Origin of the sequence: Burkholderia lata, assembly GCF_902499025.1 — a bacterium.
Classification (GTDB): Bacteria; Pseudomonadota; Gammaproteobacteria; order Burkholderiales; family Burkholderiaceae; genus Burkholderia; species Burkholderia lata_C.
Window position 1 is genome coordinate 23,230 of sequence record NZ_CABVPW010000025.1, and the last position, 13,128, is coordinate 36,357.

The following is a 13,128-nucleotide window of genomic DNA, read 5'->3' on the forward strand; positions in this document are numbered from 1 at the left end:
CGCGCACCGCGGCCATCAGGCCGCGCGTCCAGGTTCAGGCCGGCGCCGCGCCCGCATTCGGCGCCGCCTTCGCCGCAGCCTGGCCGGCCAGCACGAGGATGTCGAACGACGTCCCCTCGCGCGTCTCGAAGCGGCGCACGAGCTCGATCTGGTGCGCCGACATCACGCTGCCCTTGGTCATCAGCAGCACGCCGCGATGCGTGCGCAGATCGTCGGCGAGCTGCATCCCTTCGCGCAGTTGCGCGGACTTGATCTCCGCGACGGACGCCGCGATGCCGAGACTCGCCGGGTCCCGCAGCAGTTCGATCAGGCTTGCGACGATCCGCGGGTCGTAACGCACGCCGGCCTGCGAGCGCATCGCGTCGAGCGCCTGCTCGACCGAATGTGGCGCGCCGATGTCGCCATTACGCAGCCCTTCGAAATCGCGCGCGATCGCCAGGATCCGCGAGCCGAGCGGGATCGAGTCGCCCGCCAAGCCGTCCGGCGTGCCGCGTCCGTTGAAGCGCTCGTACTGATGCAGCACGATCGACGCGACCTTGTGCAGTTGCGCGACCGGCGTCAGCACCATCTGCGCGCGCAGCGGATGCTGCAGGAACAGGCCGTGCTCTTCCGTCGTCATCTTCACGAGCGGCTTGTGCAGCAATTCGTCCGGCAGCGACAGCTTGCCGATGCCGTGCAGCAGCCCCGCGAAATAGACGTCCTGCGCATGCAGCTCGCTCATCTCGGACGCCAGCGCAAGCCGTCGCGCAATCTCGCCGACCCGCATCGCGTGACCGCTGGCGGATCCGCAGCGCATCTCGATCATGCTCGCGCAGACCTGGACCATCGCGGTGAAACTGCTTTTCAGGTCGCGTTGCGCGGCTTCGAGGAACATCACGGTCTGGCCGAGTTCCTCCGTGCGTGCGCGAACCTGCGTTTCGAGTTCCGTGTTGAAACGGCGCAGCGCTTCGTTCTGCGCTTCCGTCAGCGCGGCGAGCCGGGCCGCTTCGCGCCGCAGGTGCCGCTGCTCCAGCGCGTGTTCGATGGTCAGCAGCAGGTCGTGATCGTCCCACGGCTTGTTCAGGTAGCGATACACGCCGCCGTCGTTGACGGCCTGCACGACCGACGCGATCTCCGCATAGCCGGTCAGCAGGATGCGCATCGTGTCCGGGTAAAGCACCCGCGCACGGGCCAGGAACTCCGCGCCGCTCATGCCCGGCATCCGCATGTCGGATACGATCAGGTCGACTTCGGTCGACGCCAGTACCTCGAGGGCAGCCTCGCCGCTTTCCGCGGTCAGGATCTCGTAACCGGCGGGCCGGAACGCGCGCCTGAGCGCCGACAGCACGCTCGGCTCGTCGTCGACCAGCAGGATCGACGGCACGCCACCCGCATCGTCGGATGTCGCTGCCGCCCCGGTCGTTTCAGGCGATACCGCATTCAGTCCGTTTGTTGCAGATGTGGTCATGATTGGCCTCGGATCCTGTATTTATATTCTCTCTGCATCATCGGCATGCGCCGCGCATTCCGTATCCGGGAAAACGCGGATGCGTTCGCCCGGATCGCACCACGCACGCATTGCCGCAGTGCGTGGCCGCATGCGAACTACCCCGTCGCCGAACCCGGTTCGCGCACGTAGTAGATGTCCCACTCCGCTTCGCCGGCGTGCACGAAGCCGTGCCGCGCATAGAAGCGGTTCGAATCGCTGCCGCGCAATGCGCCGACGCGAACAGGCACGCGCTGCGCGTCGGCTTCCGCAAAGATCCCGTGCAGCACGGTCGCGCCGATGCCCTTTCCCTGATGCTCAGGCACGATGTACAGATGGTCGAGCAGCCAGTGGCCCTCCTGCGGACGGATCACGAAAAAGCCCGCGTGCACGCCGTCGGCTTCGATGAAGCGGCACAGCGCCGGGTCGAACGACGCGAGAAAGCGCTCGCGCGCACGCTGCGGATCGAAGCGGCCGATACGCTCGAGGCTGTCGCGCATCGCGGCGATGCGGATGGCAACCAGCGTTTCGGCATCGGATCGGGTGGCGAGGGGATAGGTCAGGTTCATGGGCAAGCAGCACTCATGCAGAAAACGCCCGGCATCGCGGCGCGGCCGTCGAAGCTGTCTCGCTACGCCGGCCACCGGTCGACACGAACGATGTGCGTCAGGGCGTCTCGATGCCTTCTGCCCGCGTCGCCAGGAATCGCAGGTACTTGCCGTCCTCGTCCTCGAACAGCTCCGGCCCGCCGCCCGCGTAGGCGCGCATCAGCTCGTCGGCCGCGCGGTCGAGATTGCCGAGTTCGAACTGGCATTGGCCGAGCCGCAGGTGCAGGAACGGGTTGCCGATCGCGTTGGGGAAATGCATCGCCTCGCCGAGGTTGTCGCGTCCGGCCGCGTAATCCTCTTTCAGGAAATTCGCGTCGCCGATGGCGGCCATCAACCAGGTTCCGGCTTCCCAATTGGTCTTGGGTTCGGGAAGCAGGTCGAATCCCGCCCAGAATTTCGCCAGCGCGCCTTCGTAGTCGCCGTCTTCCATCAACGCATCGCCCTCGTCGCTCAGCGCGCCGATCCGCTCGTACAGCACGTTGTCCAGTTCTGCCATGTCGAATCCCTGTTCCCGAGTTGAAATCGGCCCGGTGCGGCCAGTGGTTGCGATACGATCGCGGTGATTGTGTGCAGTTTTGCCGTCCTGCCCGGTCATCCGGACGGCATTCATCCAGCATACCCGAGCCGTATGACGCGCGCGTCTCGACTTTCGGCGAGCGAACCTGTCCGGCGATTGCCCGACGATCGTCATCGCTGTCGTGCTCGTGAGTCCGACGAGGCGCGAATCCGGATGCTACGCTGGCAGATATCCGGAGTAGCCGTGCCCCGCCCGTTTGCGCGTCCGGCGCGACGATTCGCGGCGACGGTTCCTCATACGACTCGGCGATCTCATGCGCGTCACCACGCCCCCGAAAACGGCAGTGGTTGTGGCGCGCCAATCGCCGTGGCAGGATGCCGGGTTCGTTTGCTCAGTGAAAGGGAGCGGGAAGGGATGTTGTCTTGCCGATTGAGGTGGTACGCACTCGCGACGTCCGGCCTGCTGCGCCGGCATTGGCAGGCACTGCTCCTGCTGGCCATGCTGTTGCTGCCGGCGATGCCGGTGTTTTCGCAGACGCGCATCCTGGGTGCCCCGGTACTCGCAGCGCTGGCGCCGTCGCACGGCATCGAATGGCGGTACGCATGGGTGCACCTGCTCGAAGCCGTGGGCATCCTGTGGGTATTGGCGCAGCGTACCGCCATCACCGGAGGGCCGTTCGGCACCTTCCTTGCGTCGTTGCCGGTCCCCGATGGCCGCCGTCGTCTCGTCGACACCATCGTCGTGATCGTCGCGAGTACGCCGCTGCTGCTGCCCGTACTCGCCGCCGCAGTCGCACTCGCCTTTCTGCCGCAGAAGGCGATCAACTACCTGTTCGTTCTCGACCTGTTCCTGATTACGCTCGGATGGCAACTGACCGCGCTGTCGCGCAATACGCGCAACGCAATCGCGTTGATGGTTGCCAATGTCTTCCTCGTCGGCGGCTTTCATGCCGAGGGCGCGTTACGTCCGGTGTTGCTGGCCGTGCCGTTGTTGCTCGCCGCATTCGCGATCGCACATACCGCCCCTGCGTCGACCGCTCGCTCGCGAGCCCCGGGGGCGTTCGCGCGACGCGTCATGGATTCCATCCGCACCCGCGTGCGGAATGGACTTTCGCCCATGGCCAGGCTGCAAATCGGCATCCTGCGGGACCGTGCCGCAAGCACCGTCGGACACTGCCTGATGATGGGCGCAGTCACGGCCTCCGCCTGCTTCCTGCTCGCACTCTGGGGGTTCGACAAGCGCGCCGTTCCGCTGACGTTGATGGCGCAGGCGGCCATTGCACTGATCGCGGCGACGACCTATCGCGATTTGCGGGCGGCTCACCTGCATGCGGCTCACTTCATCCAATCGTTGCCGATGTCTGCTTTCGCGAAGCGCCGCGCCGACGGGTTGACCGTCGCCGCGCTGGCGTTGCCGTTCGCCGCCGTCGCACCGCTGCTTCTGGCGATGCATGGCGTGCTGTCATCGCAGATGGCGATGGCGCTCGTGGGCTCGGGCGCACCGCTCCTCGCATTACACTATCTGCCGCAACGCTACGCGTCCCGACAATCCGTGTTGCTGGGCCTCCTGCTGTCCATCGTCTGGGTCGCGCTCACCTGGCAAATTTTCGTTTGATCACCCGATCCATGCTCCGCTTCGACAATCTCGGCAAGCGCTACGACAAGCGCGTCATCTTCCAAGGGCTCAACTATGCATCCGGTGCCGGATGCGTCGCGCTGTGCGACGAAAACGGCAGTGGCAAATCGACGTTGCTCGCGATTCTCGCCGGCACCCTCGACGCCGATGAAGGCGAGGTATGGCTCGGCGGCCATTCGCTGCGCACCGCGCCGCTCGACGCGAAATCCGCGCTGGCGTACGTGCCCGACGATTGCCTGGCCTATCCGTTCCAGACCGGTCGCGAGTTTCTCGATCTCGTGGCGGCCGCCAAGAAGACCGTCGTCGATACCCGCACGCTCGAGCTGGCGGATCGATTCGGGCTTGCCCCGCATATGGAGAAGCGTTTCGAGCAGATGTCGCTCGGCACGCGCAAGAAGCTGTTCCTGACGGCGACGACGCTCGGCACGCCCACCGTCGTGATCGCCGACGAACCGGGCAACGGGCTCGACGCTGCGTCGCGTGCGGTGCTGATCGACCTGTTCAAGACATTGGCCAAAGACCGGGCTGTCTTTTTTTCGAGTCACGATCCGGCGCTGGCGCGCGCGTGCGACGCAAGGACCACCAGTTTCGCGGAGCTTGGATTCGCTGGATAGACGGGATCGTCGCCAGCGCAGTCACGGGGAAGGATCGGGTGTGACTGCTGGTCGGAGGGGGATCGGCGCACCGACAATCGATCGCCGTCATTTTCCGGAAGGAAGTGCGAAACGGACCATCCCGCCCCGCACTTCCGTGAATTTCCCGATGCACATGTCCGGCGTGCCGGGCCCCGATCAACCGACTGTCCGACACCCCAGCCGGTTATCGTTCGACCCGCGCACGCGCCCGAACACGCGCCTCGTCAGGCCTTCAACGCGCCGAACACCTCGTCCAGCATCTTCTTCGCGTCGCCGAACAGCATCCGGTTGTTGTCCTTGTAGAACAGCGGATTGTCGACACCCGCATAGCCGGACGCCATGCTGCGCTTCATCACGATCGAGGTCTTCGCCTTCCACACCTCGAGCACCGGCATGCCGGCGATCGGGCTGCCCGGATCTTCCTGCGCCGCCGGGTTCACGATGTCGTTCGCGCCGATCACCATCGACACGTCGGCTTCGGGGAAATCGCCGTTGATCTCGTCCATCTCCATCACGATGTCGTAAGGCACCTTCGCCTCGGCGAGCAGCACGTTCATGTGCCCCGGCATGCGGCCGGCCACCGGATGGATCGCGAAACGCACGTCGACGCCCTTCTCGCGCAGTACCTTCGTGAGTTCGTGCACGGTGTGCTGGGCTTGCGCCACGGCCATCCCGTACCCCGGCACGATGATCACGCTCTTGGCATCGCGCAGCAGCTCGGCCGTCTCCAGCGCGCTCACCGCCACCACTTCGCCGGCCGGCTGCGCACTGCCGTTCGCCGCTGCGGGCGCACCGCTGCCGGTACCGAAGCCGCCCGCAATCACGCTGATGAAGTTGCGGTTCATCGCGCGGCACATGATGTACGACAGGATCGCACCCGACGAACCCACCAGCGCGCCGATCACGATCAGCAGGTCGTTGCCGAGCATGAAGCCGGTGGCCGCCGCCGCCCAGCCCGAGTAGCTGTTGAGCATCGACACCACGACGGGCATGTCCGCGCCGCCGATCGCCATCACCATGTGCACGCCGAACAGCAGCGACACCACCGTCATCACGATGAGCGGCGTCATGCCATCCTGGACCGTCTCCGCGTGCAGGAACGCGCGGCCGAACACGATCACCACCACCAGCGCGGCCAGGTTGAGCCAGTGCCGTGCCGGCAGCAGCAGCGGCTTGCCGCCGATCTTGCCGGAGAGCTTGCCGAACGCAATGACCGAGCCCGCGAAGGTCACCGCACCGATCAGGATGCCGACGTAAATTTCCACTTCGTGGATCGCGTGCTCGGCGCCCGTGAACTGCACCGACGTATCGATATAGCTCGCGAAGCCCACCAGGCACGCCGCCAGGCCGACCAGGCTGTGCATCAGCGCAACCAGCTCGGGCATCTGCGTCATCTGCACCTTCTTCGCCGCGTAGAGGCCGACGGCGCCGCCGACGACCAGCGCGGCCACGATGTACGGAATGCCCTCGGCCGACACGCGCGGGCCGAGTACCGTGGCGAGCACGGCGATCAGCATGCCGATCATGCCGAGCAGGTTGCCGCGGCGCGCGGTCTCGGGATTGGCCAGCCCGCCGAGGCTGAGGATGAAGAGGATGGCCGCGCCGATATAGGAGACGGTAGTCAGATTGGAAGTCATTGTGGTCGTCTCCTTACTTGCGGAACATCGCCAGCATGCGTCGCGTCACCGCGAAGCCGCCGAACATGTTGACGGCCGTGAGCGTCAACGCGCCCACCGCCAGGCCCAGGATCAGCCCTGACGGACGGCCCTCCGCCGCCGCGTCGCCCAATGGCGGCGCGACCTGCACCAGCGCGCCGATCGCGATGATCGACGAGATCGCATTGGTGACGCTCATCAGCGGCGTGTGCAGCGACGGCGTGACGTTCCAGATCACCATGTAGCCGATGAAGCAGGCCAGCACGAACACCGTGAAGTGCGCCAGGAACGTGGCCGGCGCGAACTGGCCGACCAGCAGGAACGCCAGTGCGCCGACGGCAAACACGATCGCGAGCGACTTGGCCGACATCGGCGCGCCGCTGCCGTGGCCATGCCCCTTGGATGCGGCTGCCGCGACCGGCGCCGCGGCGGGTTTCGGTGCGGCGGCCGGCTGCTGGATCGGCGGCGGCGGCCAGGTGACGTTGCCTTCCTTGATGACCGTGAGGCCGCGGATCGCGTCGTCGTTGAAGTCGACGTCGATCGTGCCGTCCTTGCCTTTGCACAGCTCCTCGACCACGCGCAGCAGGTTGGTCGCATACAGCGTCGACGACTGCCGTGCCAGACGCGACGCGAGATCCGTGTAGCCGACGATGGTCACGCCGTGGCGGACCACCGCCTCGCCCGGCACCGTCAGCTCGCAGTTGCCGCCTTGCTCGCCGGCCATGTCGACGATCACGCTGCCCGGCTTCATCGATTGCACCATCTCGGCCGTGATCAGCTTCGGCGCCGGCTTGCCGGGAATCAGCGCGGTCGTGATGATGATGTCCGCTTCCTTGGCCTGCTGCGCGTACATCGCGCGCTGCGCCTGCTGGAAGCCTTCGCTCATCACCTTCGCGTAACCGCCGCCGCCCGAGCCTTCTTCCTCGTAGTCGACCTTGACGAATTCGCCGCCCAGCGACTTGACCTGGTCGGCCACTTCCGCGCGCGTGTCGTTGGCGCGCACGATCGCGCCGAGGCCCGCGGCCGTGCCGATCGCCGCGAGGCCGGCGACGCCCGCGCCGGCGATGAACACCTTGGCCGGCGGCACCTTGCCCGCGGCCGTGATCTGCCCGTTGAAGTAACGGCCGAACGCATGGGCCGCCTCGATGACGGCGCGGTAGCCGCTCACGCCGGCCATCGACGTGAGTGCATCCATCTTCTGCGCACGCGACAGCGTGCGCGGCAGCGAATCGATCGCCAGCACCGTGGCCCGCTTCGCGGCCAGCTGCTGCATCAGTTCAGGGTTCTGCGCCGGCCAGACGAAACCGATCAGCGTGCCGCCCTCGCGCATCAGCGCGACTTCCTCGCTGCTCGGCGGACGCACCTTGAGGACGATATCGCTGCGGCCCCATAGATCGGCAGCCGTCGCCACGACTTCGGCCCCGGCCGTACGGTAGTCGTCGTCGCTGAAGTTCGCACCGGTGCCGGCACCGCTTTGCACGGCCACCGAGAACCCGAGCTTGATCAGCTTTTCGACCACGTCGGGAACGGTCGCTACGCGCCGCTCCTCGTGGGCCGTCTCCAGAGGGACCCCAATCTGTAATGTCATATCCTGAACTGTCAGTAGTGGCCGTCGCAAGGAGTTACGGCCTGCGTTTCACGTCACCCAACTCGATCCATCCGTGTACGACTTTGCTTCGCGCGCAGCTTGGCACTGCCGCGCGGATTGCACAAACGGTCCATCCTCTAATTGATCGCCTTGTCAGATCAACCCGGTTCATGCTGTTGTCTGATTTTCCAGACGAATATCCGGCCTCTGTTCCGATCGGATCAGAACTGCGAAGCATATCCCGTGCCAGAGTCCTCCCGAAATTTATATTTTGAATCGACGCGCATTCAATCCATGAATCCCCTGTCTGGACACGACGAGCCAGCCACCTCCCGTTCATTCGCCGGAGCCGCCTCGCTCGCCGTCTAGACCCGCGCCAAGCGGCGCTCCATCTTCACGATCTCGAGTTCGACCTGGCTTCGCCCGTGCGAAAAACGCCCCTGCCCGACGACCTCGAACCCGTGTCGCTCATAGAAAGCCCGGGCGTTCGTGGTGGCTTCGAGATACGCACGCGCATGGCCGCCGTTCGCGATCTCCGAGACCGCATGCGCGAGCAGCATGGCGCCAACGCCGCCTCCCGCAGAATGGCCACGGACGAACAGCTTGGTGACCTCGTCGCCGGCCGTCTCGACGAAGCCGCAGAGTCCGCCGTCGTCGGCAACCCAGATCGAGCCATCGGTGATGGCGGCCAGGTACATCGAAGGATCACGCCCGTCCAGCCAGCCTTCGATCTGTTGCTGCGTGTAATGACCGGCACAAAGATTGACGACCGAGTCGCGATGTACCGCGTAGATGTCTCCCACGTCTTTTGCGACGGCGGCCCGAATCACCGGGGAATTCATTCGATTGGCTCCCTGAGGCACGTAGTTCGAGTTGTGCAAGACTGCTGATTTTTTGACGCCACGACAGCGAGACCTCGCGGCAGGAATCGGTTTCATCGCGCGTCCCCCGTTCGCGGGCACGATGCGATGTGTCGCGCCACGACGACGCATGCTGCGTCGCCGGGGATCTTCCGAGCGACCGAGTTTAAACGAGGATGCGGCGTATTCCGGTAAAACCCCGCAACACTCACCCACGCGCGGCGTCGACATGGGCACGTATACGGCGCGCGCCATCCTCCGGCGTGCATGTCGACGTATCGATGCGCATCGCGCGAGGCCGCGAACAAGCCGCTATCCGAACCGGGATCGCGCCATTCCGCCGCGTCGATCCGATCTCGCTCGTTCGCGCCGTTCAAGCCTGCCGCGCTAAATCAGCTCGGCGACGCGCACGATGACGAGCGCGGCCGGAACGAGCAGCGCCTGCGCGCACAACGTGCCGAGCACGCGCGCCCCCGCGAGTGTCGTGATGGCCCGCCGGAAGCTGTTTTCCGAGATCCGCCCTTCGATCACGTCGTCGGTCATGACGGAAACCTGCGGGTCGATGACGACCGCCAGCACGACGGTCGCGAAACCGTTGATGACGGACGACAGGTTCGCGCATGTCACTCTCAGGTCGGGCTTCAGGTAGCCCGCATACAACGACGCGAACACGCCGACCGTCCAGATCGCCATCGCGGCGACATTCAACGCGATGACGCGCCACGACACACCGGCATTCGCGGTCAGTTGCGTCACGTTCTGGCTCGAAGGCAGTCGTGCGCCGACGCGCAGATAGTTGATACCCGCACGACTGCACGCGTGCAGCAGCAGTCGGGGAATCGAGCGGTTCGCCTGGAAGTGTTCGACCGCGCGACTGAAATAACGCTGGAACGTCGGAATCAGAAATGTTCCGACAATGGTCGCCACGGTTGCGGACAGCAGGAACCACCGGAAGTCGGTCAGCAACCCGCTCCCCATCCGGTGCGCGATGTCCATTTCAACCCGTTTCGCGATGAACGGCCCCTGAAAGGAGTTGGCCGTTCGGGACACCAGCGCGATGATCCCGAACAACGAGAACGACAACGCGATGCGACGGGTGCGCACGCCGGCGATCCGCACGGCATAAGCCAGTGTCGCGATCACATGGATGACGAAGGTAAGCCCGCAGATGATCCAAAGCTGACTGTCCATGCTGATGCTGCGTGCGTGACGGGACACCGAGTGTACCCGAGCCCCGCCCGCGCCCGGCGCATCGACTTGTGAGGAAACGCTGCGGCGATGGCCGCTGCGCGATGCGCATCACGCGCGGCTGCGACGCGCCAATCCCCGCGCTTCATCCAGCATCCATGTCGCGAATGCCTGCAACGGCCCGTCGGCCAGTTCGATCGGCTCGGGCAGGACGAGGCAGAAGTTTTTCGTCACCGCCTTGCCCGCCGGCCACGGCGCGACCAGCCGGCCCTGCTCGAGCTCCGCGTCGATGTAAAGGCGCGGCACCAGCGCGACACCCAGGCCGGCCAGCGCCGCTTCGATCAGCATCGAATGAAGGTCGTAACGCGCGCCGACCGCCGAATTGGTCAGCACGATGCCGGACTCCTGCGCATAAGCCTGCCACGCGTCCGGGTTTTGTCGCCGGTGAAGTCGCGGCAGTGCATCCAGCGACGGATTCGCCCCGGCACCGGCGAGCAGCGCCGGACTGCAGACGGGCACCAGCACTTCCTCCAGCAGCGGATGCAGATGCATCCCCGCCCATGCCGGATGCTCGAAATGAATGGCTGCGTCGAAACCGCTCCCGGCCAGCAGGAACGGCTCCATCCGCTCGGCGATATGCACGGTGATGTTCGGATGCCGGTCCTGAAAGCGTTTCAGACGGGGGATCAGCCAGCGGGTGGCGAAGGTTGGAATGGCGGCGATATCGATGCTCGCGCCTTCGATCGGCTGCCCCATCAGGTACAGGCTGTCCCGTTCCAGCCGATCCAGGATCTCGCGCACCTGCACCGCGTATCGCGCCCCGTTCGGCGCCAGCCGCACCCGGTTGCCGATCCGCTCGAACAGCGTGACGCCCAGGAACGCCTCCAGCCGGCCGATCTGGCGACTGACGGCGCCCTCGGTCCGTGCCAGTTCCTCGGCGGCTCGGGCAAAGCTGCCGTGTCGGGCCGCGGCTTCGAACGCCTGGAGCGCGGAATTGCTTGGGATCTTGCGGGGCATGGGCGCCTTGTTGGTCAGGGTGTGCGCGCCATCAGCTTGATCAAATGTCACTGAAGGCTGACTTTATTTCGTTTTATGGGGCGGAAATGCGAGCTTAGCATTACGTTACCGCACTGAACATCGCGCGTTCGCAGATGGATGTGCGCCCTGCTCAAAGGACGATCCGATGATCTACACCGTGGAATGCAGCTTCGCCGACCTCGACAGCGAAGCCGAATGGAACGACTTCTACAGCCTCGACAAGCTGCCCGCCCTGATCTCGGTGACGGGGTTTCATACGTCGCAGCGGTTCAAGGCGATCAACGGCGGTTGCCCTGTCTATCTGGCGGTCCACACGATCGACGGCCTCGACGTGCTGACCGGCGACGAATATCGCCGGAAAGGCGGTGGCAATTTCGCGAAATGGCAGCAACACATCACCGACTGGCATCGGAATCTCTACAGCGATATCGGTCTTGCCCCGGCGGTGAAGGACGGTGAACGCCTCGCGCTTTGTGCCGACGGTCCCGATCCGCTGATTCGGTTGGGCCTCGCACCGCTCGCCATGCAGGCCGTTGCGCTGGAGAAGTCGCCGGCGCGACGCTGGCTCGCCGTCGTGCCGCGGAATAGCGCGCTGCGTGTCAACGCACTCCCGGAAGGCATTCACCTTTACTCGCCGATGACGGCGCAGCTGACAAGCGCACGCGCCGTTTCGGCGGCTCAGGAGTAGACCGCGATGCCGAACGTCACTTTCTCGATCGATGCGAAGCGGATGCCGGCTGACGAGCGTCTTGCCGAGTTGTCGCGCGACTGCGTCGAGCTGTGTACGCATGTGCTTGAAGCGGAGCTCAAGAACGTCCACATCATTTTTCTGGACGCTCGCCATGGGCATGGACATCCCGTGTTCGCGGACATCCGGTATCGCGTCGGGGCGTCTCGTACACCCGCGGTCATGGAGCGGTTCATGGCAGCGCTGGATCAGGCGATCGTTCAACGCACCGGTCTCACCGCGCGCATTCGGTGTTTTGGTTACACCGCATCGAACATTCACGCTCGCAATTAGCCGATTCGGAGAAACATGATGTCCACGCTTACCTTTCCCGCTCAGCAAGTCGGGGATTTCACGATTACTGCCATCAGTGATGGATATCTCACTGCCAGCCTCGACTTTCTGTCGAATATCGATTCGTCCGACGCGGCAAGAATTCAGCGCGATGCCGGTCGGAAAGAGCCTGCCGCCGTGCATATCAATTGCTACGTCGTGCGCGGAGCGGGTCGTACCGTTCTCATTGACGGTGGGGCCGGCGGGTTCAAGCAATGGGGAGGCCAACTCCGAACGAACCTGGTGCTTGCCGGTATCGAGCCCGCAGCGATCGACACGATCCTGCTCACCCACGCGCATCCCGATCATGTCGGCGGACTGGTGAACGATGCGGGACAGGTCGCGTTCCCGAATGCGGAACTGGTTGCGCATCAGCGAGAGGTCAGGTTCTGGCGGGACGACGGCAATCTGAGTCGCGCCAGTGAGCGGGCACGCGGCAACTTTGCGAAGGCACGTCAGGTATTCGATGCCTATGGCGACAGGCTTCGTCGGTTCGAAGACGGACACGTGCTCCCCGGTATCCGCGCGCTCCCCCTGCCGGGGCACACCGATGGACACACCGGATATGTTCTCGAGTCCCGCGATCAGGGCCTGCTTGTGTGGGGCGACGTGGTGCATTTCCCGCATATCCAGATACAGCGGCCGGATGTATCGATTGCCTTCGATCACGATGCATCGCTGGCAACTGCCACGCGGTCACGGCTTCTGGATCAGGTCAGCTCGGAGGGGCTGTTGATCGCCGGCATGCATCTGGGGGAACTCGGGTTCGCACGTATCAAGCGGACGGGCAGTGGGTATGGGTTGCTTTACGAGAACGCAGGCTGAAGCCCAACGTGCACTGACCTGCGATGCCACCACCTGACGACGAGATGCATGAGT

Annotated in this window: 13 protein-coding genes; 5 read left to right on the top strand and 8 right to left on the bottom strand. The window is 64.9% G+C overall.

What is annotated here, in order from left to right; all coding sequences use genetic code 11:
- Positions 1-34: 34 nt before the first annotated feature.
- The 3 genes from BDI24065_RS24065 to BDI24065_RS24075 all read right to left on the bottom strand — a co-directional run bounded on the left by BDI24065_RS24065 (position 35) and on the right by BDI24065_RS24075 (position 2,683).
- Positions 35-1,447 carry an HD domain-containing phosphohydrolase gene (locus BDI24065_RS24065; RefSeq protein WP_175033349.1) on the bottom strand — a complete coding sequence of 471 codons (1,413 nt, stop codon included), beginning with the start codon at positions 1,445-1,447 and terminating at the stop codon, positions 35-37.
- 137 nt (positions 1,448-1,584) lie between these two features.
- Positions 1,585-2,034, bottom strand: a complete 450-nt coding sequence (locus BDI24065_RS24070) for a GNAT family N-acetyltransferase (protein ID WP_175033350.1) — start codon at positions 2,032-2,034, stop codon at positions 1,585-1,587.
- 97 nt (positions 2,035-2,131) lie between these two features.
- On the bottom strand, positions 2,132-2,683 hold the full coding sequence (locus tag BDI24065_RS24075) for a tetratricopeptide repeat protein (RefSeq protein WP_254609848.1): 552 nt from the start codon (positions 2,681-2,683) through the stop codon (positions 2,132-2,134).
- Between the two features lie 321 nt (positions 2,684-3,004).
- Here BDI24065_RS24075 and BDI24065_RS24080 point away from each other — a divergent pair, with 321 nt between their 5' ends.
- A complete protein-coding gene (locus BDI24065_RS24080; RefSeq protein WP_175033351.1) occupies positions 3,005-4,204 on the top strand; it encodes a DUF6136 family protein in 1,200 nt (399 codons plus the stop codon).
- 11 nt (positions 4,205-4,215) lie between these two features.
- Entirely contained in the window at positions 4,216-4,839 is a 624-nt protein-coding gene (locus tag BDI24065_RS24085) for an ABC transporter ATP-binding protein (RefSeq protein WP_175033352.1), read from the top strand.
- Positions 4,840-5,084: 245 nt separating this feature from the next.
- On the opposite strand, the gene pntB is transcribed toward BDI24065_RS24085, so the two are convergent.
- The 5 genes from pntB to BDI24065_RS24110 all read right to left on the bottom strand — a co-directional run bounded on the left by pntB (position 5,085) and on the right by BDI24065_RS24110 (position 11,168).
- Positions 5,085-6,497, bottom strand: coding sequence for a Re/Si-specific NAD(P)(+) transhydrogenase subunit beta (gene pntB / locus BDI24065_RS24090; protein WP_175033353.1), 1,413 nt, complete (start codon positions 6,495-6,497; stop codon positions 5,085-5,087).
- A gap of 13 nt (positions 6,498-6,510) precedes the next feature.
- Positions 6,511-8,103 (bottom strand): Re/Si-specific NAD(P)(+) transhydrogenase subunit alpha, encoded by a 1,593-nt coding sequence (locus tag BDI24065_RS24095; RefSeq protein ID WP_175033354.1) that lies wholly within the window; start codon positions 8,101-8,103, stop codon positions 6,511-6,513.
- A gap of 365 nt (positions 8,104-8,468) precedes the next feature.
- A complete protein-coding gene (locus BDI24065_RS24100; protein ID WP_175033355.1) occupies positions 8,469-8,945 on the bottom strand; it encodes a GNAT family N-acetyltransferase in 477 nt (158 codons plus the stop codon).
- A 405-nt stretch (positions 8,946-9,350) separates the two neighbouring features.
- Entirely contained in the window at positions 9,351-10,154 is an 804-nt protein-coding gene (locus BDI24065_RS24105; protein WP_175033356.1) for a lipid II flippase Amj family protein, read from the bottom strand.
- Positions 10,155-10,262: 108 nt separating this feature from the next.
- Entirely contained in the window at positions 10,263-11,168 is a 906-nt protein-coding gene (locus tag BDI24065_RS24110; RefSeq protein WP_175033357.1) for a LysR substrate-binding domain-containing protein, read from the bottom strand.
- A 166-nt stretch (positions 11,169-11,334) separates the two neighbouring features.
- Between BDI24065_RS24110 and BDI24065_RS24115 the strand changes: the two genes are divergently transcribed.
- From BDI24065_RS24115 to BDI24065_RS24125, 3 genes are read left to right on the top strand one after another with little or no spacing between them, the layout of a single operon-like run.
- Entirely contained in the window at positions 11,335-11,877 is a 543-nt protein-coding gene (locus tag BDI24065_RS24115; protein ID WP_175033358.1) for a sugar ABC transporter, read from the top strand.
- Between the two features lie 6 nt (positions 11,878-11,883).
- Complete coding sequence (locus BDI24065_RS24120; protein ID WP_175033359.1) at positions 11,884-12,210, top strand: hypothetical protein; 327 nt, start codon at positions 11,884-11,886, stop codon at positions 12,208-12,210.
- A gap of 18 nt (positions 12,211-12,228) precedes the next feature.
- Positions 12,229-13,074, top strand: a complete 846-nt coding sequence (locus BDI24065_RS24125) for an MBL fold metallo-hydrolase (RefSeq protein WP_175033360.1) — start codon at positions 12,229-12,231, stop codon at positions 13,072-13,074.
- Positions 13,075-13,128 lie beyond the last annotated feature (54 nt).